We start from the raw sequence: 26,831 nt of genomic DNA on the forward strand, positions 1-26,831 counted from the left end.
CTGGTTTAATTCTCGCGCGTTTTTCCCGCGCGTTCAGCGGCGGGCTACGTCCTGGGAGTCGATCCCGAGTGCGGCCCGAAGGTCCGTCTCGCGCTCACGCATTCCGGCACGCACCGCATCGGCGAAGTCGTACACGCCGTCAGCCAAACGGCCCACCGCGCGGTTCAGGCCTTCCGGCCCCAGGTTGGCCTGGGCTTCGGTGACCTTGCGGAACGCGATGACTCCGATGGCCACGCCGATTCCCATCCAGACAAATCGTTTCATTTCAGTTCTCCGGTGGCTTAGCGGCTGCGGCGGCCGGGGGCGGGCTTCTTGCGGTTGGCGAGGGCGGAGCGCACGCCGTAACTGAAGGCTGCCACCTTGATCAGCGGGGAACCGACCGTCGATGCAACGAGTGATGACAGCGCGGAGAGGTTTGCCGACGCATCTGAAACGTTGGAGGCGATGCCATCCACCTTCTTCAACTGCTGGTTGGTGGTGGACACGGTCGCCGTGACTTCGTCCATCAGGGGCGTGGCGCCGTCGCTGAGGGAGCGGATGGAGGTCCTAATTTCCTCCAGCACACTGCCGAGCTTCAGGATGGGCACGGCGAGCAGCAGCACCAGCAGCGCGAACACCCCGGCTGCGATCAGGCCAGCAATATCGCCACCAGACATAGACGTTCATCTCCTTGAAACTGTCGTGGATCCGTTACCTCCGCGCACGCTGCCTTGATGCGTTCCGCAGATGTCCCCCAAGTACCTTACATACAAAGAAGCCCGTGGCGCTTGCCACGGGCTTCTTTGTATACGCTGCTGGGATTTAGCGTGCGTAGAATTCGACGACGAGCTGCTCTTCGCAGGTTACGGGGACCTCGGAGCGCTTCGGGCGACGGACCAGGCGGGCCTGCAGGGCGTCAAGCTTGACGTCCAGGTAGGCCGGAACCTGGGGCAGGACATCGCGGTGTGCGCCGGCTGCTGCGACCTGAAGCGGAACCATGGTTTCGCTGCGGGTGTGGACGTGGACCAGCTGGCCTTCGCCTACGCGGAAGGACGGGCGGTCAACGCGAATGCCGTCAACCATGATGTGGCGGTGCACAACGAGCTGGCGGGCCTGGGCGATGGTGCGGGCGAAGCCGGCACGCAGCACGAGGGCGTCGAGACGCATTTCGAGCAGTTCGATCAGGTTTTCACCGGTCAGGCCCTTGGTGCGGCGGGCTTCTTCGAAGGCGCGGGTCATCTGGGCTTCGCGGATGCCGTACTGGGCGCGCAGACGCTGCTTTTCGCGCAGACGTACGGCGTAGTCGGAGTCCTGCTTCTTACGGGCACGGCCATGCTCACCGGGGCCGTACGGGCGGCGCTCCATGTACTTGGCGGCCTTGGGGGTCAGAGCAATGCCGAGTGCACGCGAGAGGCGTGCTGTACGGCGAGCACGAGTGTTGTTAGCCACTTGTGTCCTTCCAATATCTGCGGTGTGTCAGTGTTACTGGCCTCCACGATGGAGAGCATCGGCCAACCGCTGCCTTTTGCTACTGGGCACAGGGCTACCCCAACGAAACAGCAGAAAATACTGAAGGATGGGGAGATTGCGTCCGCGCCTTGCCAGACAACGAACAATCTTAGCAGGATTCGTATGCAATCCCGCACTCCGGCCGCCGCTCGCCCGCGTCACTCCAGTGGCATCACTGCCCGGGCACTCCACCGCCGACGCCGGTCAGGTGCCGCGGATGATCTTCCGCAACCGTTCGAGGCGCACGGCGATGTCCCGTTCCGCGCCGTTGGCAGTGGGCTCGTAGTAGTCCCGACCCACCAGATCATCCGGCGGGTACTGCTGGCTGGCCACGGAGTGGGGGGCATCGTGGGCGTACTTGTAGCCGAGCCCGTGGCCCAGCTGCTTGGACCCCGGGTAGTGCGCATCGCGCAGGTGCGCCGGGATCCCGTTCCCCAGGCCGGCACGGACATCCGCGACGGCCTTGTTAATTCCCATGTACGCAGCATTGGATTTCGGCGCCGTGGCCAGATGCACCACGGCCTCGGCCAGGACGATCCGCCCCTCGGGCATGCCGATCAGCTGTACCGCCTGGGCGGCGGCGACCGCCGTCTGCAGCGCTGTGGGGTCTGCCATTCCCACGTCTTCCGCTGCGGAAATCACGATGCGCCGGGCAATGAATCTCGGGTCCTCCCCTGCCTCCAGCATCCTGGCGAGGTAGTGCAGTGCGGCGTCCACGTCAGAACCGCGGACTGATTTGATGAAGGCGCTGGCGACGTCGTAGTGCTGATCCCCGGCGCGGTCGTAGCGGACGGCGGCCACGTCCAGGGCACGTTCGGTGTGCTTGAGCTCCACGGTGACCCGCGCGTCGGCATCGGCGTCGTCTGCATCGCCGAATGCCACGCCAGCTGCGGCTTCGAGGGCCGTCAGGGCGCGCCGGGCATCGCCGCCGGCGAGCCGGACGAGGTGCGCCTGGGCCTCGGCGCTGAGCTCCACTTTCCCGTTCATGCCCCGAGCGTCCGACACGGCGCGCTGCACGAGCCCTTCAATATCCGCCTCCGTCAGCGGTTTCAGAGTGAGCAGGAGGGAACGGGACAGCAGTGGCGAGACCACCGAAAAGGACGGGTTTTCGGTGGTTGCCGCCACGAGCACCACCCAGCGGTTCTCGACGCCGGGCAGCAGGGCATCCTGCTGTGCCTTGTTGAATCGGTGGATCTCGTCAAGGAAAAGCACCGTGGTGGTCTTGTATAGATCCCGTGCCGTGAGGGCTTCGTCCATGACCCGCCGAACGTCCTTGACGCCTGCGGTGATGGCGGACAGCTCCACGAACTTCCGCCCCTTGCCCTTGGCGATCACGTGGGCGAGCGTGGTTTTTCCGGTCCCGGGCGGTCCCCAGAGGATCAGCGAGCTGGGGCCTGCAGGACCCAGGGCGTCGGTCCCGGCCGCCAACTGCCGCAACGGCGATCCCTGCCCCAGCAGGTGCTGCTGGCCCACCACGTCATCCAGCGTGCGTGGCCGCATCCGGACGGCCAAAGGACTGCGGGGCGCGGCGGAACGGCCGGCCGGCGACGGTTCGTGACCGTCGTCGTCGTCATTGCCATGCCCTTGGGCGAAGAGATCATCCACATAGATAGGCTACTCATTAGTTCACCGTCCCACTTCCGCCCTCCATGCAAGGATCCCGCCATGAGCGCACGCAGTACCTCCGGCGCCGGCCGTCCGGGGCCCGTCAGGACCGCGTTTGTGTCCGGCGAACGCCTGGCCGGATGGGCGGAACGCTTCGGTGCCGCGCACGGCGGCTTCCGGATCAGCAATGACGACGACGGCGTGCGGCTGGTGGCGGGCGACGGCACCAATGCGTTGCTCCAGGCGCCCTGGCCACCGGACGGAAGGCCGGGACGGGGCGCCGATCCGCTGGAGCGGTTGGCCTCCGTCGCCGCCCAGCCCCGGACGGCCGGCCTGGTGCTCGTGCGGCGCGGCGGCTATGCGGTGGCCGTGGCCAGGGAAGGCATCCTGCTCGCGTCCAAGACAGGGTCCCGCTATGTGCAGTCCCGGACCGCCGCCGGTGGCCAGTCCCAGCAGCGGTTTGCACGCCGCCGGGCCAACCAGGCTGATGAGCTGGTGGAGAAAGTGGCGGTGCACGCAGCAGCGGTCTTCGGCGGCCAGCCGATGGAGTATCTTGCTCCGGGCGGGGACCGGACCCTTGCGGGGCTGGTCATGGACCATCCGGCCCTGAGGCTCTATGCCCCAGTCCCGCGGCTGGACTTCCTGGATGTGCCTGATCCCAATGGCTCGGTGCTGAGGAAAGCCGCCGCGGATATCTGCGCCGTCCGGATTCAGGTGGCCGACCCGCCGGCATAGTTATCCACAACCGGCCGTCGGTGACAAGCGCCGGCCGACCCTTCCTGCCTAGACTCCCCATGGGCTGCTGCTGCGGCCCGGATCAGCTGCCGGGGGGAAGATATGAACTTACTAATGAGCAGGAAGTCCCCGCCGTCCTTGACATTAATACGTCAACCTTCGACGGCCACCGCGCCGCCTACTCACCGGACAACGGCGTATCCTGGCAGCCGGTCTTGTTGACGGCCAGGCAGATCCGGACATGGCGCTGGCCAACAAGCCCACCGCCCGCGAGGGCCAATGGCTCCTGCTGGGGCACCGTAACGGAGAGGTCTTCACCTTCACCAGCAGTAACGGCACGGACTTCGTCCTTCAGCCGAACCAATTCTTGAAACCACCGGCACCAGCGTGAACGCAGCCATTGGTACTGCCCAGGGCTGGCTCGTCGCCACAACACCCGACCGCAAGTCCGGCGGCACGGCCATGACCCTTTACCAAAGCACCGACGGTGCAGTGTGGACCGGGCGGGACGGGACAGCTGCCGGGCTGCCCCCCCCTGCGCACGGCACCCTCCATCCAATGAGCATGGCCGCCGTGCTTCTCGTGGGGCAGGAGGTCGATCCCAGCCGGCCACCGTATTCACGGGCGTTCGACTCCAGCGTCGGCGGGAGTAGCTGACAAGATGCCACACCGGATAGCTCGGGCGTCGGTCTCCTCGGAAATGCCCTCTGGACCGCGGCTTGGTCGGGAACAGATTTCAGGGTGACCGGCCATGCGTGGCCTGGAGTTTCCAGGCCGAGAGGCTTTCCCCTGGGCATGTCCGGCAGTGGACGCCGGGAGGTGCATGGCAGCTTACTGCCGACCCTTCGTGGAGCCGCCAGGACCAGGAATACCCCCAGCAGTCAGACGTGACCTACGGTGCCGCGGGAGCGATCGCCACTCAGATGATCGGCGGGCTGAGTATCGACATACCTAAGGTCCTGCTTCAGCGGCCTGGGCAACCCTGGTCTGAACTGCAGATGCCTGAACCGGCAGACGGCGGGCTTCGCCTCTATTGCGAATGACAGCAGTAGCTGACGGCTTCCTGGTGGCCGGCACAGACTCCAACCATGGAAATAACCAGGTCCGCCTCTGGCACGTGACCAGGACAGCGAACAGCCAGCTGCCGGTCATCTGGTCACCGCCCGAAGGCGGAGCATGGTCGGTGTACACCGGCAACATCTTCGGCGCCGGCACAGAAAACGGGGATTCTCCGGTGAAAGCAGTGCTGCCCTCCAGCCATGGCTTCGTCGCAGCCGGATGGTTCCATGCGGACGGTGCCGAGCACGCGGGAATCGCCGTCACCGCCGATGGCGCCGAATGGAGCCATGTCCAGGGAAGCGATCTCCGGGGTAAGCCATCCGCTGGCCGTTACATCGGTTCGCTCGCCGAGACACCGGCCCGGACGGTGCTGGCTGGCGGATCCGTCGAGGAGGGGCAGCTAAGTACGGCAGCAGTGTGGGCATCCTCTGACGCCCGGACCTGGACGCCCGTTCTACTCCCCAGCACCGAGGGCTACACGGACGCCCACATCATGTCACTCACTACGGGGGCCATCGCGGACGGTCGCCCTCGTCCAACAGAGCTCCACGGGTAAACCCATTCGCTATTCGACCTACTCCAGCGCCGACAACGGACTGATCTGGGACCACGGAACGGATCTGGATGCTCCCTCGCCTGACCAGGATGTGGCCCTCCCCCGGGTCGCTGTCAATGGAGAAGGGTTTGTGCTGCTGGCAACCCAGGGGCGACCACGTCATCACCCGCCTGTTCTTATGGTGAGCGCTGACGGGCGGCGGTTCGCGGCCCGGCCCGTGGACCACGCTGCACTCGAACAGGAGGATCTCAGTGTTATGCCCTCGGGATCGCGGGGGAAAAGTTGATGATCGCCGGTGCCACCGGGCCTGCTGACCGGCGAGGCTCCTTGGGATAAGCACTGACGTGCCTGAGCCCTAATGTGCACTTCCCTTGGACGGGCCCGTGCTTTGCAGCCGTCCGGCGCTCGCTGATGTCAGCAGCCGGTCAGATGGCGCTTGGGCCGTTCCTGCCGGTAGAGGTAGCGGCCGGCTTCCTGGAATCCTGCCTTGGCGTAGAGCTGCTGGGCACCGGAGTTCGCCGCGGTGACCAGCAGCCAGTAGCCGGCGAAGTTCCGGGCGGCGCCTTGCTGCAGGAGTGCCTGCATGATCCGCAGGGCGTGGCCGCGCCGCCGGGCGTCCGGACGGGTGGCCATGCAGTAAAGCCCGCCCCAACCGTTTACTGCCGTCCCGTCAGGAACAGCCAGCCTTCCGACGGCGGCGGGGACGCCGTCGTCGGACCTCACCAGGGCATAGATCGACGGGCAGCCTGCCAGGATGCTGCGTGCGGTCTCGCGCTCGGCCGGGCCGCCGCGGCCATCGACGCTCCACCACAGCTCAAGCCACTCATCGCTGGGGGCCCCAGAGATCTCGACGCCGGGTTGGGTCAGCGCAGGTTGGTCCGCCGCCTGCGCGCCGTTGCTCCGGGACATCACCAGTGTTTCGGACTGCCTGGTGAAGCCTTCCCCGTCGAGGACGATATTGAGTCCGGTGGATCGGGGATCATCGAAGACCTGGAAAATCAGCGGCAAGCGCCGGCCGCGGTACCAGAGCCGCGCCGCACGAAGAGCCTCGTGCTGCTGGTGGGTGTCGCCCTCCGGCTCGCGCGGCCAGACCGAATTGGCGCGCTGGGTCACGCCGGAGGCCGCGCGAAGCACCCAGCCGCCGGATTCCTCGCGGTCCGGGGCCGGCCAGGCGGCGTCCATCAGCGCCTCAAGCCCGGGCAGGGCTGGAGCAGGACCTGAAGCTGTCATGGCGTTCCACCTTTCCAATGCGAAAGGCTCCCCGGTTCCCGGGGAGCCTCTCGACTGCGGTTCAGATTACTCGGCCTTCTTGGCTTCCGGTTTGAAGTCCACGCCGGCTTCCTTGCGCTGCTGCGCCGTGATCGGCGCGGGAGCCTGCGTCAGGGGGTCGTAGCCGTTGCCCGTCTTCGGGAAGGCAATGACATCGCGGATGGACTCTACGCCCGCCAGCAGTGCCACCACACGGTCCCAGCCGAAAGCGATGCCGCCGTGGGGAGGTGCCCCGAACTTGAAGCCCTCCAGCAGGAACCCGAACTTGGTCTGGGCGTCTTCCTTGTCCAAGCCCATCAGTTCGAATACCCGTTCCTGGACGTCACGCTCGTGGATACGGATGGAGCCGCCGCCGATTTCGTTGCCGTTGCAAACAATGTCGTAGGCGTAGGACAGGGCCGATTCCGGGTCCTTGTCGAACGTTTCCATGAACTCGGGCTTGGGCGAGGTGAAGGCGTGGTGGACGGCCGTCCACTTTCCGGCGCCAACAGCCACATCGCCGGACGCCACCGCTGCGGCAGCCGGTTCGAACATGGGGGCGTCAACCACCCAGCAGAAGGCCCAGGCGCTGGGATCGATCAGGCCGGTGCGGTGGCCGATCTCCACGCGGGCAGCACCCAGGAGGGCGCGGGCCGCTGACTTCTCACCGGCGGCGAAGAAGATGCAGTCGCCCGGCTTGGCGCCCACGGCGTCGGCGAGGCCTGCACGCTCGGTTTCCGTCAGGTTCTTGGCAACCGGGCCGGCCAGTTCGCCGTCTTCCTTGAAGAGGACGTATGCCAGGCCCTTATGGCCGCGCTGCTTGGCGAATTCCTGCCAGCCGTCCAGGGTGCGTCGCGGCTGGGAAGCACCGCCGGGCATCACCACGGCGCCGACATACGGAGCTTTGAAGACGCCGAAGCCGGTGTCCTTGAAGAATTCGGTGAGCTCAGTCAGTTCCACCCCGAAGCGGAGATCGGGCTTGTCCGAGCCATAGCGCGCCATGGCGTCTGCGTAGGTGATGCGCTGGATGGGCGTGGGGATCTCAACGTCGATCAGCTTCCACAGCGCCTTGACGATGTTTTCGCCCAGGGCAATGATGTCGTCCTGGTCCACGAAGCTGGCTTCGATGTCCAGCTGGGTGAATTCGGGCTGGCGGTCGGCACGGAAGTCCTCGTCGCGGTAGCAGCGCGCGATCTGGTAGTACTTCTCGAAACCACCCACCTGCAGGAGCTGCTTGAAAAGCTGCGGGGACTGCGGCAGCGCGTACCAGGAACCCGGCGCCAGGCGGGCGGGGACCACGAAGTCGCGGGCGCCTTCCGGCGTCGAACGCGTCAGCGTGGGGGTCTCTATCTCAACAAAACCGTCCTGGTGGAGCAGTTCGCGGGCGATCCGGTTGGCTTCGGAGCGCAGCCGGAGGTTGCGGGCGGGGCCGGGGCGGCGCAAGTCAAGGTAGCGGTGCTTCAGGCGGGCTTCCTCACCGACCTCCACATGCTCATCGATCTGGAACGGCAGCGGATCGGAGGTGTTAAGGATAACTACCTTGTCCGCCATGACCTCAATGGCGCCGGTGGCCAGGGCGGGGTTCTCGTTGCCCTCGGGACGCTCGGAGACGGTGCCGGTGATCTGCAGGACGTACTCGTTGCGCAGACCGTGGAAGACCTCTTCCTCACGGACCACAACCTGGGCCACGCCGGACGCATCGCGCAAATCCACGAATGCAACACCACCGTGATCACGACGGCGGCCCACCCAGCCAGCCAGGGTAACGGTTTGTCCAATGTGCTCGGAGCGAAGGGATCCGAGGTCATGTGTGCGCAGCACAGCACGCCTTTCTGAAGACGACAGCAGGAAAACAAAAGATAAAAACTGCATAGGATCGTTCCGGGAACAATCCCGTCTGAGTTTACCCGCTGGAAAGGACCGCCTCCCCCATGTCCGAACACCAGCAGCTTCAACGGAGGCTGGGCGTGTTTGACGCCACGTCCATCGGCCTCGGCTCCATGCTCGGGGCCGGCGTTTTTGTAGTCTTCGCCCCCGCCGCGGGTCTGGCCGGAAATTTCCTGGTCCTCTCTGTCCTGATCGCAGGTGCCGTGGCCTACTGCAACGCGGTGGCCTCCGCAGAGTTGGCTGCACGGTATCCGGCCAGCGGCGGAACGTACGTGTACGGACGGAAGCGCCTGGGAGAATGGCCTGGTTTCCTGGCCGGCTGGGGATTCAGCAGCGGCAAGACGGCCTCCTGCGCCGCCATGGCCCTGACGTTCGGCCACTACATCTCACCGGGCTACGCGGTCCCGGTTGCTATCGCTGCGGTGGTGGCGCTGACCGCTGTGAACCTTTTTGGCATTACCCGCACAGCGTTCCTGACCAGGATCCTGCTGTGCGTTGTCCTGGCCACCCTGGTGTTTGTTGCTGCTGCCGCGATTGTGGGGCCGCATCCGTCGGGAGGGACGTCCCTTGGCTCGTCCCTCCCTGGCGGAGTAGGGGGAATCGAGGGGGTGCTGCCGGCCGCCGGCCTGATGTTCTTCGCCTTCGCTGGCTACGCGCGCATCGCCACGCTCGGTGAGGAAGTCACGGACCCGGCCAGGACCATTCCGCGTGCGATCCTGGCTGCCTTGGCCGGCGCCTTCATTATCTACCTGGCTTTGGCGCTGCTGCTCCAAAACCACTTGACCGGAGGCCGCCTGGCCGCCACCACGGCCCCGCTGCTGGACGCTGTGCTCAATTCGCAGCTTGCCGCCGGCGCGCCAGTGGTACAGGCCGGCGCGGCAGCGGCGTGCCTGGGTGCGTTGCTTGCGCTCATCACCGGATTGGGGCGCACCACCCTGGCTATGGCGCGGGAACGCGACCTGCCTGCGCCACTGGCCCGCGTCGGCGGGAAACACACGGTGCCGTTCGTGGCAGAACTGGCGGTGGCCGCCGTCGTGCTTTTCCTGATCCTGATTACTGATGTGGTGACGGTAGTGGGCTTCTCCAGCTTCGGTGTGCTCATCTACTACGCGGTGACGAATGCCGCGGCGTACACCTTGGAGGAGCACCCGGCCCACGGCCCGAGGTGGCTCAATGTGGCCGGCTTCATCAGTTGCCTGCTGCTGGCCTTCACATTGCCGCCCGCCTCGGTGTTGGGGATGGCCGCTGTGCTGGCCGCCGGAGCGGCCTGCCGATTCGTGGTACTTCGGCGGCGCCGCTAGCCGGCGCCGCCAGACTGCGCCAGTCACGCCGTCGTGGGGCACTTTGGGTCCGGCCAATGCAGAAACGGGCTCAGTGTGCGGCGGGTCCGCGTCAAAGTGCCCCGTTAAGGCCGGATCCGGACCCTGTCGCCACCTCCAGTGTCAGGCCGACTGGGCTGCTGCCGTTGGCACCTGGACCGTTGTGACCTGGACCTTGAGGTCTTCCGACGGTGGCGTCCAGGTTGCGGGATCTGCGTCGGCCTGCTCGCCCGACCGGATGTCCTTGACCTGGTGCTTGCCGTCGTCGTCGGTGAACCAGACAAACGGGATGCCGCGGCGGTCCGCGAATTTAATCTGCTTACCGAACTTCTCCGCCTTGGCAGCCACTTCAGTGGCTATGCCCCGGCTGCGGAGCTGGGCAGCAACGTCCTGCGCCGCACCCCAGCTGTCGTCAGTGGTGAGCGCCACCAGCACGGCGGTAGGGACCGAACGGGAGGCCTTGGCCAGGTCCTGGCTCAGGATGCGCGACACCAGCCGGGTCACACCGATGGAGAGTCCGACGCCGGGGAACTTGCGGTTACCTTTGCTTGCCAAGGCGTCGTAGCGGCCGCCGGAGCAGATGGAACCGAGCTGTTCGTGGCCCACCAGGACCGTCTCCACCACCGTGCCGGTGTAGTAGTCCAGGCCGCGGGCGATGCTGAGATCGGCAATGACCTTGCCCGGCGCGCGCTGCACGGCGGCTTCGATCACCTGTTCCAGTTCATTCAGGCCCTCCTCGAGGAGGTCATTCGTCACGCCGAGGGCGCGGACCTGGGCCACAAACGAGGTGTCCTCGGCGCGGATTCCTGCCAGCTTCAGCGCTGCCTGCGCCTGGTCATCGGAGGCACCCAGTTCGGTCTTGAGCAGCTCTGCGACCTTGGCTGCGCCGATCTTTTCCAGTTTGTCGATGCTGCGGAGCACGCCGGCGGTGTCGTCCAGGCCAATGCCGCGGTAGAAGCCCTCGGCAAGCTTGCGGTTGTTGATCCGCAGGCGGAAGTCCGGAATCGGCAGTGCGCTCAAGGCTTCGGCAATGACCAGGGCAATTTCCACGTCATAGCGGAACGGCAGCTCGCCGTCGCCCACAACATCGATGTCTGCCTGGGTGAATTCTCGGGCCCGGCCCTCCTGCGGGCGTTCCCCGCGCCAGACTTTTTGGATCTGGTAACGCCGGAACGGGAACGCGAGGTAGCCGGCGTTCTCGACGACGTATCGCGCAAAAGGCACCGTGAGGTCGAAGTGGAGCGCGAGGGCGTGGGGGTCAGCTTTGCCGGCCTTGCCCGCGTCGGAGGTCTCGGCGTCGTCGTCCTGAAGGCGGCTGAGGCCGTAGACCTCCTTATCAATCTCGCCCTTGCGCAGCAGCTGGCCCACGGTTTCCACCGCACGGGTCTCGATGGACGCGAAGCCGTGCAGCTCAAAAACCTTACGAAGGGTGTCCAACACGTGCAGCTCCACCAGCCGCTCCTCGGGAAGCCACTCGGGGAATCCGGACAGGGAGGCGGTGCGTGCCATGGTGGATGTTCTCCTCTTGATGAAGGGTGCCTGGGACTTTGCCCGGCATTCCACCCGAAACGGGCGGGGAACGGCGGCAGTCCGGCAACTCATGCATAAACTATGTGCGGCAGTCAGTTTATGCGTCATCCGCCGGCATCTCTAATACGGCGGCCGGCAGCGCAGAAGGCTGCCGGCAGACAACCGCCTCCGGATTCAGTAACGACCGGACGCGGCCCGACACACAGGAGGACCATTGGCGGCCAGTTCACGCAGCGCCCGCGAAGCCAAACGGCGCATCCAGCAGATGGAGGCAAAGCGCGAGCTGCGGCGGGACCAGGAGAAACGGCGCAAGCGCGACAACCTCGTTGCCGTCGGCGCGGGAACCGCCGCCGTCCTGCTCGCCGTCGTGCTCCAATTGACGGCCTTTGCCGGCAACCCCACGGAAGACGAATTCGCCGCTGCAGAGGCCGGCCTGATCAGCCCAACCGACTCCCCCACACCTTCCGCGCCCGCCACGAACGGCGCGAACATCCCGGCCCCGGACACTGCCGCCGGCAAGGTGTTCACTGGTGAATTGGCACTGAACGGGAATGTGCTCGGCGTCGAAATTGACGGCACCAAGGCGCCCCAGGCCGCCGCGGTCTTCAAAGCACTCACGGACGAGGGCTTCTACAACGGCAGCGCGTGCCACCGGCTGACCACGGGCGAAACCTTCGGACTCCTGCAGTGCGGTGGCGCCTCCGCTGCCGCCGACCCCGAGTACACCTGGGGACCCCTCGAAAACACCCCGGCAGACAACACCTACCCTGCGGGCACCATTGCCGTAGCCCGGTCCGGCGACAACCCCTACGGTAACGGCAAGCAGTTCTTTGTGGTCTACAAAGACACGGTGATTCCCGCCGACTCTGCCGGGGGCTATACGGTGGTGGGCAAGGTGACCTCTGGCTTGGAAGCAGTGACCGCTATCGCCGCCGCGGGAATCACCCCCGGCTCCAGCGCATCAGACGGCGCACCTGTGCAATCAGTCACGATAGACTCGGTTTCTCTGAAGTAGGAAGCCAGGCCCTAACGGCCGCGGTGCAGTACGTGAGTATTTCCCTCCAAGCGAAAGACTTTTAGCGGTGACAGACAGTCAGAAATCCGACGAAACAGCAGCAGACCTGACCGAGGTAACAGCCCCCGTGGCTGACCAGGCAGACGCTGTCCAGGCAACCGCCGAACAGGCCACGGTTGACGAAACCGAGGCTCCAGCGGGCGTGGATCAAGAAGGCGTGGCCGCCCAGGCCGAGGGTGATGAGGCCCCGGCTGAAGAAGCCCCGGTGCCGGCACCGGCGCCTGCTCCGGCAGCTCGACCCGCCCCGTCGCCGGCAGCCTTCGCCGCCCGGCCCAAGCCGGCAGCAGCCGCACCTGCGGCAGCACCGGCACCCGTCGCGTCCGCGACCTCGCTGGCGGAAGCCGCAAAATGGGGCCGTGTCGAGGGTGACGGCCACGTATTCCTGACGATCGACGGCGATGAGCACCCGGTGGGCCAGTACCCCGGCGTCAGCAATGACGAAGCCCTTGGCTACTTTGCGCGGAAGTATGACGACATTGTTGCGCAGGTCCTGCTCCTGGAGCAGCGCATCAGCTCCAAGGCGCCCAGCACGGATATGCAGAAGACCGTCACGCACCTGCGCGAGCAGCTGGCAGAGCGGAACATGGTGGGAGACCTCCGTTCCACCGAAGCGCGGCTGGATGCGGTATCCGCGCAGATCGCCGAACTCGAAAAGGCAGAGAAGGCCGAACACGACGCCGTTCGCTCGGCCGAACTCGCGGCCCGCGAGGCCATCGTGGCCGAAGCCGAAGAGATCTCGGGCCAGGATCCCGCGCAGATCCAGTGGAAAACCTCCAGCGCCCGGATGAACGATCTTTTTGAAAGCTGGAAGACAGCCCAGAAGAGCGGCATCCGGCTTGGCCGCAGCAACGAGGACGCATTGTGGAAGCGGTTCCGTGCCGCCCGCACCGTCTTCGACCGTCACCGCCGTGCATACTTCTCCCAGCTGGACAGCACGAATTCGGCCGCGAAATCGGCCAAGGAGAAACTCATCGCGGAAGCCGAGGCCCTGTCCTCGTCCACCGACTGGGGCTTTGCCGCTGGCGAATACCGCCGGCTCATGGATGAATGGAAGGCCTCACCGCGCGCCAGCCGCAAGGACGACGACGCCCTCTGGGCCCGATTCCGTGCCGCCCAGGATGTGTTCTTCACGCACCGGCAGGCAGCCAATGAGGAGATCGACCAGGAATACGCCGCCAACCTCACGGTGAAGGAAGCGCTCCTCGTCGAAGCGAACACCATCCTGCCGGTCAAGGACCTGGGCGCGGCCAAGAAGGCGCTCCAGTCTGTCCGCGACCGCTGGGAAGAAGCCGGCAAGGTCCCCCGCGCCGACATGGGACGCATCGAAGCGGGCCTCCGTAAGGTGGAGGACGCTGTCCGCCACGCCGAAGAGGAAAACTGGCAGCGCTCCAACCCGGAGACGAAGGCCCGCACCAACAGCGCCCTGTCGCAGCTGGAAGCAGCCATTTCCGGCCTGCAGGACGATCTCGCCAAGGCAGAGAAAGCCGGCGACCAGCGCAAGATCAAGGGGGCCCGCGAAGCCCTCGAGGCGAGGCAGGCCTGGTTGGACCAGATCCAGCGCTCAGCCAGCGAACTTTCCTAGTCAGTAGTTTGTAGGACGCCTTTCGTAAGGTCCCTGTCGCAGGACGCAAAGGCCCGGTCCCGGTTATCCACATAGCCGGAACCGGGCCTGTGCGCGTTAAGGGAAGACGCGGCAGGATGGGGGGATGGCCACCTCCTCACCACCCCAATACCCGCACCTGTATTCGCCGGGGAAACCGTTCGCGTGGCCCGAACTCCAGGCGCTGGCGGCGGACGGTGTCCTGGCGCAGTTCCACCAGCACGGCTTCACACTGCCGGACGCTCCCGCGTCACCTCAGGTGCGGGCCAGAACAGTGGCCAACGCGGTTCCGGCAGCGGTCAGGCAACGCGTGGTGGCCGGGCGGATGACGGCGGCCTGGATCTACGGCTGTGCGGCTGAACCGGACCGGCTGGCCTTGCTCGTGGATGCAAAGCGGCGGATTTCGAGCCTCCGCAACACCCGCGGCTGCACCCTTCATGAAGTCAGGCTTGGTCCGTGCGACGTTGTCAGCATGGGCGGGCTGATGGTGTCCAGTCCACTGCGCACCGCCGTGGACATTGCCCTGCACGTCGACGCCCACCGGGCCTTGCCTGCACTGGAAAGCCTGCTGGCCCGCCCGGAGCGGGACGTGCGCCTGCGCCTGCTGATCCTGGCCATCGAAGCCAGCCCTCGGGTCCCGCACAAAAGAGCCGCACTGGAAAAACTGGCCCTGTTAGCTCCGGCGCTTGTTCCCGGTGGTCCGGTAGACGTCGAACACGCCGTCGATGCGCCGCACGGCACTGAGGACGTGGCTGAGGTACTTGGGGTCGCCCATCTCGAAGGCGAACCTGGAGATGGCCACCCTGTCGGTGGAGGTGTTCACGCTGGCTGCCAGAATGTTGACGTGGTTCTCGGACAGGACGCGCGTGACGTCGGAGAGCAGGGACTTCCGGTCCAGCGCCTCAACCTGGATCTCCACCAGGAAAACACTTGACTGGGTGGGTGCCCAGTCCACCTCGACAATCCTGTCGGGCTGGTCCCGGAGATCCGAAATGTTGGTGCAGTCTGTACGGTGCACCGAAACACCGGAGCCGCGGGTGACAAAGCCGAGAATCGGGTCCGGCGGAACGGGCGTGCAACAGCGCGCGAGCTTCACCCAAACATCGCCAACGCCGCGCACCACCACGCCGGAATCGGAGAACTTGGTTTTGGCCACCTGCGTCGGGATGCTGACTTCAGTGATGTCGTCATCAGTGCTCTCGTGGCCGCCCAGGCTTTCAACGAGTTTCTCCATGACCGACTGCGCCGACGTATGACCGTCGCCTACCCCGGCGTACAGGCCCGAGATGTCAAGGTACTTGAAGTCTGCAGCCACCGCCGCCAGGGCCTCGTGCGTCATCAGGCGCTGCAGGGGCAGGTTCTGCTTGCGCATCGCCCGTGTCAGCAGTTCCTTGCCGCGGTCGATTGCTTCTTCGCGTCGTTCTTTGCTGAACCACTGACGGATCTTGTTCCGGGCGCGGGCACTTTTGACGAAGTGCTGCCAGTCCTGGCTGGGCCCGGCGCCTTCTGCCTTGGAAGTGAAGATCTCAACCCAGTCGCCGTGGTTCAGCTCGCTGTTCAGGGGAACGAGCTTGCCGTTGACCCGCGCGCCGATGGTGCGATGCCCCACTTCGGTGTGGACGGAGTAGGCAAAATCCACCGGAGTCGATCCGGCAGGCAGTGCCATGACCTCACCCTTGGGGGTGAAGACAAAGACTTCGCGGGCGTTGATCTCAAACCGCAGCGAGTCCAGGAACTCCCCGGGATCGGAAGTCTCCTGCTGCCAGTCAACCAGGGACCTCAGCCACCCCATGTCGCCGTCGCGGGGACTGCCCGGCCCCACTGCCGTACGGTTGGGCTGATCCTTGTACTTCCAGTGGGCGGCCACACCGTACTCGGCACGGCGGTGCATTTCGTGGGTCCTGATCTGAATCTCCACGGGCTTGCCGCCGGGACCGATCACCGTGGTGTGCAGTGACTGATACATATTGAACTTGGGCATAGCGATGTAGTCCTTGAAACGCCCCGGCAACGGGTTCCAGCGCGAATGCATGGTGCCCAGCGCGGCGTAACAGTCGCGGACCGAATCGACGAGCACCCGGACGCCCATGAGGTCGTTGATGTCGTCGAAATCCTTGTCCCGGACGATCATCTTCTGGTAAATCGAGTAATAGTGTTTCGGCCTGCCGGTAATGGTGGCCTTGATGCGGGCGGTACGGAGGTCCTCGGTGATCTGGTCCCGGATGACGCCAAGGCTTTTCTCCCGTTCCGGGGTGCGGTCGCCCACCATCCGGACGATTTCCTCATAGACCTTCGGGTAGAGTGCCGCGAAGGACAGATCCTCCAACTCCCACTTGATGGTGTTCATACCCAAGCGGTGGGCCAGGGGCGCGAATATTTCCAGGGTTTCGCGGGCTTTTCGGGCCGATGACTCCGCGGAGACAAACCGCCAGGTACGGGCGTTGTGGAGCCTGTCCGCGAGCTTGATCATAAGGACCCGGATGTCCTTGGCCATGGCCACAACCATCTTGCGGACGGTCTCAGACTGTGCGGCTTCACCAAAGCTGACTTTGTCGAGCTTGGTGACGCCGTCCACCAGCATGGCGACCTCAGGACCGAAGTCCCTTTTGAGGTCCGCCAAGGTGTAAGGGGTGTCCTCGACAGTGTCGTGCAGCAGGGCCGCGGCGAGGGTGGTTCCACTGAGGCCCAGTTCAGCGAGGATGGTGGCTACGGCCACGGGGTGGGTGATGTACGGATCACCGCTTTTGCGCTTCTGCCCGCGGTGGCTCTGCTCGGCCACCTCGAAGGCGCGCTGGATGAGATCAAAATCTTCTTTGGGGTTGTTGGCACGGACGGTACGCAGCAGCGGCTCAAGAATGGGCGAATAGGTTGCCGTGCCGCGGCCGGTCAGTCGGGCAAGTCGGGAACGCGTCCGCTCGCGTCGGCCGGGAAATGTAGGGCGGGCGCCCGTTTTGTCCACGGGAACAACCGACGCCGGGCGTGCGGAAGCGGTCAGCCCGGCCTGAACTCCGTGGCCTGAACTGTTATCCCCGCCTGACGTTGGCACCGACGCCGAACGTTCTTCCAATGAAGCACCCCTCACGACTGTTTAATTACCCCAGTCTATTCCCCCGTCAGTTCACTTATGTAACCGGCGCCTAAATGCGAAACGGCCGGGCGACGTCGGTATTCCGACGCCGCCCGGCCCGCTGTGATGCGAAGGGTCAGATCCCTGCGGGCGTAGCCGATTCTTCGGTCCGGGCATTGTTCGTGGACCTGCGGTGCTCGACGCGTTTCGCCTGCTTCAGCAGGTCAGGTTCGTTCTGGCGCAGCCATGCATACATCGGGGCAGCGATAAAAATGGTGGCCGCCGTACCGATCAGAATGCCGACGAACAATGCCAGCGACAGATCGCGCAGCGTGCCTGCCCCCAGAAGGCCGGCACCAATGAACAGGATGGCGCCGACCGGGAGGATGGCCACCATCATGGTATTGATGGAACGCACCAGGGTCTGGTTGACGGCGAGGTTGACTTCCTCACCGAAAGTACGCCGCGTGGACGCATCGAGATCAGCGGTGTTCTCACGGATCTTGTCGAAGACCACCACCGTGTCATACAGCGAGTAGCTGAGCACCGTCAGGAACCCGATGATGGCTGAGGGCGTTACCTCGAAGTCGCTGAGGGCGTACACGCCGGCGGTGATGAACATCGTCACCAGCATTCCAGCCATCGCGGACAGCGACATCTTCCAGGTCCGGAAGTACAGCGCCATCAGCACAGCGGCCAGGGCCACAAAGACGATCAGGCCAATCAGGGCCTGCTTGGTGACATCCGCGCCCCAGGTGGGTCCGATAAAGGTGGATGTCACCTCGTTGTCAGTGACGCCGTAGGCAGAGGTGAGGCCTTCCTTGATCCGGAGGGTCTCGTCGTCCGTGAGCTTGTCCGTCTGGATCCGCATAGTGGTACCGGCGACATTGGCCACACGCGGAACGCTGCCGGCCACAACATCTTCGACAATCTTTTCACCAAGGGTCGAGTCGGTGCTCTGCACGTTGGAGACGGTGAACTCCGAACCGCCGCGGAACTCGATGCCAAGGTTGAAGCCGCCCTTGGCAACCGGGATGAGGATGGACAGCGCCACCGCCACCGCGGCGATGAGGAACCACAGTTTCTTGGCCCCCACAAAGTTGTAGGAGCGCTTCCCGGTGTAGAGCTCGTTGCCGAAATTGGCGAAGCTGCTGGACATTACTTGTTCTCCTTGGCTGCGCTCTTGGAGGAGCCGGTGAGCTGCTCCTGTTTTTCCGCGAGGCGGCGTTCTGCGATGGTCATGCGTCGTTCAGCTTCGGCGACGGCCCCGGTATTCTTGGCCCGGACTACGGAAGGCTTGGCCTCCGGCGTACGCAGGCGCCCGGCGCCGCGGTAGAGCGGCACAACACCCAGCCGCTTGGGGTCCAGGCCGGAGAGCGGGTGGCCCTCCCCGAAGAACTTGGTACGCGCCAGGAGCTGCAGCGTCGGGTGCGTGAACATAAAGACCACGATGAGGTCGGCAATGGCCGTCAGACCCAGCGTGAAAGCGAACCCGCGGACGTTGCCGACGGCCACAAAGTAGAGCACCAGGGCGGCCAGCAGGTTCACGGCCTTGGAGGCCAGGACAGTGCGCTTGGCCCGCTTCCAGCCGTTCTCCACCGCGGAGACCAATCCACGTCCTTCGCGGAGTTCATCGCGGATGCGTTCAAAGTAGACGATGAACGAGTCAGCGGTCTGGCCGATGGCGACGATGATGCCGGCCACGCCGGCCAGGGATAGCCGGTAGTTTTCTGTCCAGCCCAGCAGGGCAATGGCCAGATAGGTGAGGGCGCCGGCCACCACCAGCGATGCAATGGTCACCAGGCCCAAGGCCCGGTACTGGAAGAGTGAGTAGACCACCACGAGGAGCAAGCCGATGATGCCGGCGAGGAGGCCCATACGCAGCTGTTCGCCACCCAAGGTTGCGGAGATCTGCTGGTCGCTCTGGATCTCGAAGCTGATGGGCAGTGCACCAAAGCGAAGCTGGTCGGAAAGGACCTTGGCGGTCTGTTCGGTGAATCCGCCGGTGATCTGCGGACGTCCGTCAGTGATGACGGCCAAGGAGCGCGGCGCGGAAATGACCTGGTCGTCAAGGACGATGGCGAACTGCGCCTTGGGGTCGTTGCCGGTCTCGCCGCCTGCCGCCACGTAGAACTGGTTCAGGCGTTCGGTGACCGTCTTGAACTTGGCGGTGCCATCGTCGTCAAACTGGATGTTGACTGCCCAGTCGTTGGTCACAGCGCCCTGCGCACCCTGCTGCAGCTGGAAGGAGGACGTGACAATGTTGCCGCCCTTGACCTCCACCGGTCCCAGGATGTACTTGATGGCTGGCGTGGCCTCAGTTGCCGGTTCGCAAGTTACAAGGGGTTTGGCGGGATCGGAGGCTTCGGGGCTCTCCGGCGCAGGATTGTTGCAGTCCATGGTTTCGAACTGCCGGTAGATGTCCGCGGTGATCCAGTTGACATCGCTGCCGTTGGCGGGTTCTGCCGTGGGCTTCGGAAGCTGGTCTTCGGGGGTGAGGGATTCCGTGGGGACGGGCGCGCCGTCTCCGTTCAGCAGTACCGGGCGGAAATTCATGTCCGCGGAGGCCTGGATCAGGTCCCGGGTTTCCTTCGTGGGTGTACCCGGAAGGCTGACCACGACATTGCGGCCGGACTGCGTACTGATTTCCGCTTCGGCAACACCTGAACCATCCACCCGCTGGCGGATGATGGCTACGGCCTGGTTGAGCTGCTCTTCATTGATGTCCGAACCGCCCTCAACCTTGGGCGCCAGGATCATCTGGGTGCCACCCTCGAGGTCCAGTGCCAGCTTGGGTGCCCAGCTTGCCTGTCCGGCAAGGGTGCCGCCGGCCAGGACAGCGGTCAGCACGGCGAGGACTACACCGAGCCACACCAGTACCCTTAGGCCTGAGTTGTTAGGGCCAGTTCGTGCCATTGTCGATCTTTCTCTTATTTACGGAGGAACCACCGGCGGGACCTATCAGTCCCACCAGCGGTTGTCCCCAGCCGTAGAGGTGTTGTAACGCGGGCTGCCGTGCGGCGCGGACTAGTTGTCCTTCTTGCCCTCGTCGTTGAGGCGCTTCAGGGTCTCGTCCGGGGTTTCGGCGGATGCAGTCGGGGTGCCCGCTTCTTCAGTGGTCAGAGAGGAGGCGTCATCCGGGACGGCCGGAGTCTCGGCTTCGATGGCCGGTTCAACAATCTTGGTCACGGCTTGGCGGTGGACGGTGGCCAGGTTCCCGGGGGAGAGTTCCAGGACGACCTTATTCTCGGCGTCGTCCATGGAGACAATTCGGCCAAAGAGTCCGAAGCTCGTCATAACCTCAACACCGGGCTCGAACTGGGACTGCAGCGTTGCCTGCTGCTCCTTGGTCTTCTTGTTGCGGCGGAACATCATGAAGATAAAGATTCCGAGCATTGCGAACAAGACGATGTTCATTGGATCCACAGGGAAGATTCCGTTCTGTACTGGCGTATCGAGTGTTTGGCAGCGTCCGCGTCGTTCCCCGTTGCAAAAAATCGTGCCTGACAGGCAACGGCTCCGCGGAGCCGCCGCGGGAACACAGACCCGAACGTGCCGGGTGTCATACCAGTCTAAAGGGAAAAGCTGGGAGGACAGTGCTATTGACCGTTCGGCGCCCATTCGGCCGCGGACTCGGCGTTGTCCGGGTCCGGTTCGAACAGATCCAGCGGCTCCTGACCGAAAACTCCGGCCGGTACGGCGAAGCCCAAGTGGGTCCAGGCCGGAGCCATGGCGATGCGGCCCCGGGGCGTCCGGCCCAGCAGGCCTTCGCGCACCAGGAACGGTTCCGCCACCGTTTCCACGGTCTCGGTCTCCTCCCCCACCGCAATGGCCAGGGTAGAAAGTCCCACGGGTCCCCCGCCGAACTTCGTAATGAGTGCTTCCAGGACCGCCCGGTCCAGCCGGTCCAGGCCTCGTTTGTCCACTTCGTACATGTCCAGGGCTGCGGAAGCGGCACGGGCATCAATCTGCTCAATCCCATGCACGAGTGCCCAGTCCCGGACCCGGCGGAGCAGCCGGTTGGCAATACGCGGCGTACCGCGGGACCGGCCGGCAATTTCGCTGAAACCCGCAGAGTTGACCTTGAGGTCCAGCAGGCCGGCGGAGCGCCTGAGCACCAGTTCGAGCTCGGCCACGCTGTAGAACTCCAGATGCCCGGTAAACCCGAACCGATCCCGGAGCGGGCCGGGCAGCAGGCCGGCGCGCGTGGTGGCACCTACCAGGGTGAAGGGCGGCAGCTCCAACGGTATGGCGGTGGCCCCGGCGCCCTTGCCCACCACAATGTCCACACGGAAATCTTCCATGGCCATGTAGAGCATTTCCTCTGCCGGCCTGGACATCCGGTGGATCTCGTCCAGGAACAATACCTCCCCTTCGGAGAGGGAGGAAAGGATCGCGGCGAGGTCGCCGGCGTGCTGGATGGCGGGACCGCTGCTGATCCGCAGTGGCGCGTTCATTTCAGCGGCCACGATCATGGCCAGGGTGGTTTTGCCCAGGCCCGGGGGGCCGGAAAACAGCACGTGGTCCGCGCTGCGTCCCCGCATCCGGGAGGCCTGCAGGACCAGCGAGAGTTGCCTGCGGACCCGGTGCTGGCCTACGAAGTCATCCAGGTTCTTCGGCCGGAGGGCGGCTTCGATCGCCCGTTCCTCGGGTTCCTCCCCTGCCGCCACCACCGACTGCTCAGCCACGGCTGCCTACGCGGTTGCCGGCCCGCACGCCATCCTGGCCCAGCCAGCGCAGCGTGGTCCGCAGGATCTCTGCCACATTGCCACGGAATTCAACCTCGGGATCGTCCGCAAGGGCCTTCTCGATGCTGGCAGCGGCATCCTTTTCCGACCACCCGAGGCTGGTCATGGCCGCCACCACCTGGGGCTTCCAGGCCGCTTCGGCCGGGGTGGAAGCGCCGGCGGCACCTGCCGCACCGTGCGGCACCAGCTTGCCGGCCAGTTCCAGCACGATCCGCCCGGCCACCTTGGGGCCGATGCCGGGCACCTTCGTGAACGTTTTACTGTCACCTGTGTGTGCAGCAACCCGGATCGCTTCAGGCTCGTGCACGGCGAGAACCGCCAGCGCGAGCCTCGGACCCACGCCGCTGACGCTGAGCAGGACGTCAAAGACTTCGCGTTCGTCGTCCGAGGCAAACCCGAACAGGGTGAGTGAATCCTCACGGACGATCAGCGAGGTGAAAAGCTTGCCCTCCTCGCCCGTGCGGAGGCGGCTGAGGGTCTGCGGCGTGGCGTTGACGCTCATGCCCGCCCCGTTGAGGTCGATTACGGCAGTGGAAAGGCCAACGTGCGCTACGGTTCCGCGAAGGAAACTGATCAAAGCCGGGCTCCTGGTGTACTGCCGGGCACTTGGGGGTAGGACCGGCTATCCGAACATATCTACGAATACCCTAGCAAGCGCCGCGGACATTCAGCGTGCGCGGCGCGCTTTCGCCTCGGCGTCGGCCCAAGCGCGCTGGGCCGGCGTCAGCGAAAGGCTGCCGGGGCCGGTGGTGGCCACGGCGGCGCCGCTGCCCGCCCGCCAGGCGTGGGTGATGGCAAGGGCCAGGGCATCTGCAGCGTCCGCCGGCCGCGGCGGCGCCTCCAGCCTGAGAATTTTTGTAACGAGTTTGGTCACGGCTTCCTTGTTGGACGTGCCGCTGCCGGTCACTGCCGCTTTCACTTCCGACGGCGTGTGCAGTGCCACCGGTATCCCGCGCCGGGCCGCGGCGGCAATCACCACACCAGAGGCCTGCGCCACGCCCATCACCGTGCTGACGTTGAGCTGGGAAAAAACGCGTTCAACGGCGAGAACGTGCGGCTCGTAGCGGTCCAGCCACTCGTCGATGGCCAAGGCAATAACCAGCAGCCGCTGGTCCAACGTCTCGTCGGGAGAGGTACCCACCACCCCGACTGCCACCATCGTGGCCCGCCGGTTCCGTTCGACGTCAACCACGCCGATGCCGCAGCGGGTGAGGCCCGGATCAACGCCCAATACGCGCAGGGTCACCTGGGACATCCGTCCTACGCCACAAAGTAGAAGGTCACTCAGCTTCCAGGGCGGCCTGGACTTCGTCGCTGAGGTCGGCGTTGCTGTAGACGTTCTGGACGTCGTCGAGCTCTTCCAAGGCGTCCACGAGCTTCATGAACTTCTTGGCGGCATCGAGGTCCAGCGGCACCTGCATGGACGGCACAAACTCGGGCTCATCGGTCTCGTACTCCATGCCGGCTTCCTTGAGGGCATCGCGGATGGCCTGGAGGTCGGTCGGCTCAGAGTGGATCTCGAAGCTGTCGCCGTTGTCCTTGACTTCCTCGGCTCCGGCGTCGAGGACGGCCATCAGGACGTCATCCTCGCTCAGGCCGTTCTTCGGCAGCGAGACGACGCCCTTGCGGCTGAAGAGGTAGCTCACCGAACCCGGATCGGCGATGGTGCCGCCGTTGCGGGAAATGGCCAAGCGGACTTCGGAGGCCGCGCGGTTCTTGTTGTCCGTTAGGCACTCGATCAGCAGCGCCGAACCCTGCGGGCCGCGGCATTCGTACATGATCTCGGTGTAGTCAACCACTTCACCGGTGAGGCCGGCGCCACGCTTGATGGCACGGTCGATGTTGTCGGCGGGCACCGACGTCTTCTTGGCCTTGGTGACGGCGAGTTCCAGGCCAGGGTTACCGGCGAGGTCCGGGCCGCCCATACGCGCAGCGACTTCGATGTTTTTGATCAGCTTGGCGAACGATTTTGCGCGGCGGCTATCGAGGATGGCCTTCTTGTGCTTGGTCGTTGCCCATTTGGAGTGTCCTGACATGCTTTACGCGTCTCCTCTGATCATGCGGATAAAAAGCTCATGTACGCGTTTCTCCCCAGTCACTTCCGGGTGGAAGGAGGTGGCCAGCAGGTGGCCGGAACGCACTGCAACAATTCTAGCTGTCCCCGGCAGGCTGGCCGCATGGGAGGCGTGCTCCGGGTCGGCGGGCTCCACCTGGGCCAGGATCTCCACGCCGGCTCCGACGCGTTCCACCCAGGGGCCGCGGATGAACACTGCATGTACTGGGGCAACGCCGGATTCCGTGGCGCTGAAGTCCAGGCCCTTGAAGTCCAGATCCGTTTCGAACGACTCGCGCTGGCGGCCGAAGGCGTTGCGCCGCACTGTGATGTCCAGGCCGCCGAACGTCTGCTGCGGGTTGCCGGCCAGGTCCGTGGCCGGGTCGGCGATCTCGTCGGCAAGGAGGATCATGCCGGCGCAGGAACCGTAGACCGGCAGTCCGTCGAGGATCCGGTCCTTCAACGGTCCGGCCAGCTCAAAGGCGCGGGCCAGCTTGTCGATGGCTGTTGATTCGCCGCCGGGAATGATGAGACCGTCCAGGCCGTTCAGTTCCGAAGACCTGCGGATTCCGATGCCCGCGGCACCGGCGGCTTCCACGGCCCGGAGGTGTTCACGGAAGTCGCCCTGAAGTGCCAGGACGCCGATCCGCAGGCCCGAGCCCACGCGTGCAGAAGCAGCCGAAAGGGGGTTTGTCATCCAATCAGCATAATGTGCGCGCAGCCCAGGACTGCGTCGGAGAGCCCTCCCGGTCGGGGGTCTGTGCCGTTGCTGGGATATATTACAGAGCATGCTTTACATCAGTGTTCCGCTCGGCAAGCTGGTCCGCCGGGTCTCCCGGCTCAGGGGCGGCGGGTCCGCCCTGCCCGGGCTGGTGGTCGAAAAAATCGACCCCGGCTTTATGCAGCGGACGCTCGCCACGCTCCCGCACGGCGTTGCGGTGGTGAGCGGAACCAACGGCAAAACCACCACCACCAAGATGGTGGTGGAACTCCTGGAAAGCCAGGGCCTGAAGGTCTTCACAAACCGCACAGGCAGCAATTTCACCCGCGGCGTAGCGGCTGCCCTGCTGGGTGAAGTGGACTGGCGCGGCAGGCTCACGGCCGACGTCGCTGTCCTGGAGCTCGACGAAGCCCACGCCGTGCATTTTGTGAACCGCGTTCCACCCCGGTACAGCCTCCTGCTCAATGTCCTGCGCGACCAGCTGGACCGGTTCGGCGAGATCGACAAGACGGCCCAGCTGCTGCAGCATATCGCCGGCAAAACCACCGGAACAGTGGTCCTCAACCGGGAGGACCCCCGGGTCGCCCGCATCGCGGACACCCTCACCGGCCAGGACGTCCAGTACTTCGGCCTCGACGATTCCCTCCTCAGCACCTTCCCCAACGACGACGACATGCGGGCAGCGCCCGGCAGCCCCGCCCCCGCGACGCTCCCCCACAAGCCGCCCGCCGACGTCGTACTCCGTAAAGTGGGGCCGGACACGGCCGATTTTGAGTACGACGGCGCCACGGTCACCACCGCGATGAAGCTCCGCGGGGTCTACAACATCTTTAATGCAGCCGCTGCCCTGACCCTGGCCCGCAGCATCTGTGGCGGCGGTGCCGCCACCGCCGACCACGCCACCCTGCTGACCGCGCTGTCCCAGGTGGAGCCGGCGTTCGGCCGCGGCGAAAGCCTCACGGTGGACGGCCAGCCGCTGGACCTGGTCCTGGTCAAGAACCCCAGCGGTTTCCGGCTGGGACTGAAGTCCTTCCCCGCGGGTGGCTACGCCACCATGATCGCCATCAACGACAACTATGCCGACGGCCGGGACATGTCCTGGCTCTGGGACGTGGAATTCGATTCGCTCCGCAGCGGCGGCGTGGACCAGCTGACAGGGTTCCGGGCCTACGACATGGCGCTGCGGCTGCAGTATGACGACGTCCGGATCGGCGCGGTCCAGCCGGAGATCGCGCCCGCACTCGCCGCGTTCATCCGCGACGCCAAGGGCAAGCCGAAGCGGATCTTCTGCACGTACACAGCCATGCTGGCCATCCGCCGCGAGCTGTCCAAAATCACCACAGTGGAGGTGGTCTCTTGACCGCTGAATCAACCGGCGTCCAGCCGGACAGCAAGGGCACCCTCCGGGTCCTGCAGCTCTACCCGCGGGACATGAACATCTACGGCGACTGGGGCAACGCCCTGGTCCTCAAGCAGCGGATCAGCTGGCACGGCTACACCCCCGAGCTGCTCGAGTACAATGTCGGCGACGAATTTCCCGCCGACGTGGACCTGATTGTCGGCGGCGGCGGCCAGGACAGCGGACAGCTGGTCATCAAGGACGACCTGCAGTCACAGGCCGGCGTCCTCACGGAGCTGGCCGAAGACGGTGCGCCCATGCTTGTGATCTGCGGGCTGTACCAGCTGTTCGGGCGCTTCTTCAAGACACGTTTAGGCTCTGTCATTCCGGGCATCGGCGTCCTGGACGTGGAGACGCACGGCACCGCGGAACGCCTGATCGGCAACGTCAAGGTGGCCACCGCGGAATTCGGCGAGGTCCTGGGCTACGAAAACCACAGCGGGCAGACCACCCTGGGCGCCGGCGTCCGGCCGCTCGGCACCGTGGCCAAGGGCACCGGCAACAACAGCAGCGACGGCCACGAGGGCGCGCGCTACAAGAATGTGGTGGCCAGCTACCTGCACGGTTCGTTGCTGCCCAAGAACCCCGCCATCGCCGACTTCCTCATCAGGACCGCGGCCGAGCGTAAGTACGGCACCTTCACGGCCGGCGCGCCGGACGACCGCTACGCAGTGCTGGCCCGGGAGCACGCAACGCGCCGTCCGCGCTGAGTAGCACTGCGCTGAGCAGGCCGCGCTGAGC

At 65.2% G+C, this 26,831-nt stretch carries 25 protein-coding genes and 1 pseudogene; 9 read left to right on the plus strand and 17 right to left on the minus strand.

From position 1 onward, the window contains the following. Positions 1–33 precede the first annotated feature (33 nt). From ACZYZ4_RS03825 to ACZYZ4_RS03840, 4 genes are all read right to left on the minus strand, one after another. Positions 34–264, minus strand: coding sequence for a DUF6167 family protein (locus tag ACZYZ4_RS03825; RefSeq protein ID WP_463858341.1), 231 nt, complete (start codon positions 262–264; stop codon positions 34–36). A gap of 17 nt (positions 265–281) precedes the next feature. Then, complete coding sequence (locus ACZYZ4_RS03830) at positions 282–656, minus strand: DUF948 domain-containing protein (RefSeq protein WP_463858343.1); 375 nt, start codon at positions 654–656, stop codon at positions 282–284. A 145-nt stretch (positions 657–801) separates the two neighbouring features. After that, on the minus strand, positions 802–1,428 hold the full coding sequence (rpsD, locus tag ACZYZ4_RS03835; protein ID WP_056340296.1) for a 30S ribosomal protein S4: 627 nt from the start codon (positions 1,426–1,428) through the stop codon (positions 802–804). Positions 1,429–1,692: 264 nt separating this feature from the next. Then, positions 1,693–3,093, minus strand: coding sequence for a replication-associated recombination protein A (locus ACZYZ4_RS03840; protein ID WP_463858345.1), 1,401 nt, complete (start codon positions 3,091–3,093; stop codon positions 1,693–1,695). Positions 3,094–3,153: 60 nt separating this feature from the next. On the opposite strand from ACZYZ4_RS03840, the gene ACZYZ4_RS03845 reads away from it, so the two are divergent. Continuing rightward, positions 3,154–3,828, plus strand: a complete 675-nt coding sequence (locus tag ACZYZ4_RS03845) for an acVLRF1 family peptidyl-tRNA hydrolase (RefSeq protein ID WP_463858347.1) — start codon at positions 3,154–3,156, stop codon at positions 3,826–3,828. Positions 3,829–4,006: 178 nt separating this feature from the next. On the opposite strand, the gene ACZYZ4_RS03850 is transcribed toward ACZYZ4_RS03845, so the two are convergent. Then, on the minus strand, positions 4,007–4,192 hold the full coding sequence (locus ACZYZ4_RS03850; protein ID WP_463858349.1) for a hypothetical protein: 186 nt from the start codon (positions 4,190–4,192) through the stop codon (positions 4,007–4,009). A gap of 23 nt (positions 4,193–4,215) precedes the next feature. Here ACZYZ4_RS03850 and ACZYZ4_RS03855 point away from each other — a divergent pair, with 23 nt between their 5' ends. Together ACZYZ4_RS03855 and ACZYZ4_RS03860 are read left to right on the plus strand one after the other, a co-directional pair. Further along, a complete protein-coding gene (locus ACZYZ4_RS03855) occupies positions 4,216–4,485 on the plus strand; it encodes a hypothetical protein (RefSeq protein ID WP_463858350.1) in 270 nt (89 codons plus the stop codon). A gap of 382 nt (positions 4,486–4,867) precedes the next feature. Further along, positions 4,868–5,443 (plus strand): hypothetical protein, encoded by a 576-nt coding sequence (locus ACZYZ4_RS03860; protein WP_463858352.1) that lies wholly within the window; start codon positions 4,868–4,870, stop codon positions 5,441–5,443. A 414-nt stretch (positions 5,444–5,857) separates the two neighbouring features. On the opposite strand, the gene ACZYZ4_RS03865 is transcribed toward ACZYZ4_RS03860, so the two are convergent. After that, complete coding sequence (locus tag ACZYZ4_RS03865; protein ID WP_463858354.1) at positions 5,858–6,673, minus strand: GNAT family N-acetyltransferase; 816 nt, start codon at positions 6,671–6,673, stop codon at positions 5,858–5,860. 66 nt (positions 6,674–6,739) lie between these two features. Further along, on the minus strand, positions 6,740–8,512 hold the full coding sequence (aspS, locus tag ACZYZ4_RS03870; protein ID WP_463858356.1) for an aspartate--tRNA ligase: 1,773 nt from the start codon (positions 8,510–8,512) through the stop codon (positions 6,740–6,742). Positions 8,513–8,622: 110 nt separating this feature from the next. On the opposite strand from aspS, the gene ACZYZ4_RS03875 reads away from it, so the two are divergent. Beyond that, positions 8,623–9,879, plus strand: a complete 1,257-nt coding sequence (locus ACZYZ4_RS03875; protein ID WP_463858358.1) for an APC family permease — start codon at positions 8,623–8,625, stop codon at positions 9,877–9,879. 141 nt (positions 9,880–10,020) lie between these two features. Here the strand turns inward: ACZYZ4_RS03875 and hisS are convergent, their stop codons facing one another. Continuing rightward, positions 10,021–11,406, minus strand: a complete 1,386-nt coding sequence (gene hisS / locus ACZYZ4_RS03880; protein ID WP_463858360.1) for a histidine--tRNA ligase — start codon at positions 11,404–11,406, stop codon at positions 10,021–10,023. A gap of 235 nt (positions 11,407–11,641) precedes the next feature. On the opposite strand from hisS, the gene ACZYZ4_RS03885 reads away from it, so the two are divergent. The 3 genes and pseudogenes from ACZYZ4_RS03885 to ACZYZ4_RS19430 all read left to right on the plus strand — a co-directional run. Next, complete coding sequence (locus tag ACZYZ4_RS03885) at positions 11,642–12,442, plus strand: peptidylprolyl isomerase (RefSeq protein WP_463858362.1); 801 nt, start codon at positions 11,642–11,644, stop codon at positions 12,440–12,442. Positions 12,443–12,509: 67 nt separating this feature from the next. Next, positions 12,510–14,084, plus strand: a complete 1,575-nt coding sequence (locus tag ACZYZ4_RS03890; RefSeq protein ID WP_463858364.1) for a DUF349 domain-containing protein — start codon at positions 12,510–12,512, stop codon at positions 14,082–14,084. A gap of 343 nt (positions 14,085–14,427) precedes the next feature. Continuing rightward, positions 14,428–14,682: pseudogene (locus ACZYZ4_RS19430) on the plus strand (type IV toxin-antitoxin system AbiEi family antitoxin); the annotation flags it as partial. A 93-nt stretch (positions 14,683–14,775) separates the two neighbouring features. Here ACZYZ4_RS19430 and ACZYZ4_RS03900 read toward each other — a convergent pair. The 9 genes from ACZYZ4_RS03900 to pdxT form a co-directional block, all read right to left on the minus strand. Beyond that, entirely contained in the window at positions 14,776–17,061 is a 2,286-nt protein-coding gene (locus ACZYZ4_RS03900) for a RelA/SpoT family protein (protein WP_463858366.1), read from the minus strand. Positions 17,062–17,305: 244 nt separating this feature from the next. Then, the gene (gene secF, locus ACZYZ4_RS03905) at positions 17,306–18,328 is read right to left on the minus strand and encodes a protein translocase subunit SecF (protein WP_463858368.1); all 1,023 of its coding nucleotides are present in this window, start codon (positions 18,326–18,328) and stop codon (positions 17,306–17,308) included. Continuing rightward, on the minus strand, positions 18,328–20,085 hold the full coding sequence (secD, locus tag ACZYZ4_RS03910; RefSeq protein WP_463858370.1) for a protein translocase subunit SecD: 1,758 nt from the start codon (positions 20,083–20,085) through the stop codon (positions 18,328–18,330). Before secD ends, secF begins: the two co-directional genes overlap by 1 nt. Positions 20,086–20,196: 111 nt before the next feature. Beyond that, positions 20,197–20,586, minus strand: coding sequence for a preprotein translocase subunit YajC (yajC, locus tag ACZYZ4_RS03915; protein ID WP_463858372.1), 390 nt, complete (start codon positions 20,584–20,586; stop codon positions 20,197–20,199). 182 nt (positions 20,587–20,768) lie between these two features. Continuing rightward, positions 20,769–21,857, minus strand: coding sequence for a Holliday junction branch migration DNA helicase RuvB (gene ruvB, locus ACZYZ4_RS03920; protein WP_463858373.1), 1,089 nt, complete (start codon positions 21,855–21,857; stop codon positions 20,769–20,771). Further along, entirely contained in the window at positions 21,850–22,494 is a 645-nt protein-coding gene (ruvA, locus tag ACZYZ4_RS03925) for a Holliday junction branch migration protein RuvA (protein ID WP_463858375.1), read from the minus strand. Before ruvA ends, ruvB begins: the two co-directional genes overlap by 8 nt. Before the next feature lie 90 nt (positions 22,495–22,584). Further along, a complete protein-coding gene (gene ruvC / locus ACZYZ4_RS03930; protein WP_463858622.1) occupies positions 22,585–23,163 on the minus strand; it encodes a crossover junction endodeoxyribonuclease RuvC in 579 nt (192 codons plus the stop codon). A 34-nt stretch (positions 23,164–23,197) separates the two neighbouring features. After that, the gene (locus ACZYZ4_RS03935) at positions 23,198–23,953 is read right to left on the minus strand and encodes a YebC/PmpR family DNA-binding transcriptional regulator (protein WP_463858377.1); all 756 of its coding nucleotides are present in this window, start codon (positions 23,951–23,953) and stop codon (positions 23,198–23,200) included. 3 nt (positions 23,954–23,956) lie between these two features. After that, positions 23,957–24,667, minus strand: coding sequence for a pyridoxal 5'-phosphate synthase glutaminase subunit PdxT (pdxT, locus tag ACZYZ4_RS03940; RefSeq protein WP_463858379.1), 711 nt, complete (start codon positions 24,665–24,667; stop codon positions 23,957–23,959). 91 nt (positions 24,668–24,758) lie between these two features. Between pdxT and ACZYZ4_RS03945 the strand changes: the two genes are divergently transcribed. Both ACZYZ4_RS03945 and ACZYZ4_RS03950 read left to right on the plus strand, forming a co-directional pair. After that, positions 24,759–26,051: a MurT ligase domain-containing protein gene (locus tag ACZYZ4_RS03945; protein WP_463858381.1), complete on the plus strand. Its 1,293-nt coding sequence runs from the start codon at positions 24,759–24,761 to the stop codon at positions 26,049–26,051. Further along, on the plus strand, positions 26,048–26,800 hold the full coding sequence (locus tag ACZYZ4_RS03950; RefSeq protein ID WP_463858382.1) for a type 1 glutamine amidotransferase: 753 nt from the start codon (positions 26,048–26,050) through the stop codon (positions 26,798–26,800). The genes ACZYZ4_RS03945 and ACZYZ4_RS03950 overlap by 4 nt, the downstream gene beginning before the upstream one ends. The last annotated feature ends 31 nt before the right edge of the window (positions 26,801–26,831 follow it).

It is taken from the genome of Pseudarthrobacter adonitolis (genome assembly GCF_055412845.1).

Bases quoted from the DNA above. Each gene is read 5' to 3' on its own strand.
- ACZYZ4_RS03935 (WP_463858377.1), bottom strand. From the start codon at position 23,953: ATGTCAGGACACTCCAAATGGGCAACGACCAAGCACAAGAAGGCCATC.
- ACZYZ4_RS03830 (WP_463858343.1), bottom strand. From the start codon at position 656: ATGTCTGGTGGCGATATTGCTGGCCTGATCGCAGCCGGGGTGTTCGCG.
- ACZYZ4_RS03875 (WP_463858358.1), top strand. From the start codon at position 8,623: ATGTCCGAACACCAGCAGCTTCAACGGAGGCTGGGCGTGTTTGACGCC.
- ACZYZ4_RS03860 (WP_463858352.1), top strand. From the start codon at position 4,868: ATGACAGCAGTAGCTGACGGCTTCCTGGTGGCCGGCACAGACTCCAAC.
- ACZYZ4_RS03945 (WP_463858381.1), top strand. From the start codon at position 24,759: ATGCTTTACATCAGTGTTCCGCTCGGCAAGCTGGTCCGCCGGGTCTCC.
- secD (WP_463858370.1), bottom strand. From the start codon at position 20,085: ATGGCACGAACTGGCCCTAACAACTCAGGCCTAAGGGTACTGGTGTGG.
- ACZYZ4_RS03845 (WP_463858347.1), top strand. From the start codon at position 3,154: ATGAGCGCACGCAGTACCTCCGGCGCCGGCCGTCCGGGGCCCGTCAGG.
- yajC (WP_463858372.1), bottom strand. From the start codon at position 20,586: ATGAACATCGTCTTGTTCGCAATGCTCGGAATCTTTATCTTCATGATG.
- ACZYZ4_RS03865 (WP_463858354.1), bottom strand. From the start codon at position 6,673: ATGACAGCTTCAGGTCCTGCTCCAGCCCTGCCCGGGCTTGAGGCGCTG.
- ACZYZ4_RS03825 (WP_463858341.1), bottom strand. From the start codon at position 264: ATGAAACGATTTGTCTGGATGGGAATCGGCGTGGCCATCGGAGTCATC.
- hisS (WP_463858360.1), bottom strand. From the start codon at position 11,406: ATGGCACGCACCGCCTCCCTGTCCGGATTCCCCGAGTGGCTTCCCGAG.
- pdxT (WP_463858379.1), bottom strand. From the start codon at position 24,667: ATGACAAACCCCCTTTCGGCTGCTTCTGCACGCGTGGGCTCGGGCCTG.
- secF (WP_463858368.1), bottom strand. From the start codon at position 18,328: ATGTCCAGCAGCTTCGCCAATTTCGGCAACGAGCTCTACACCGGGAAG.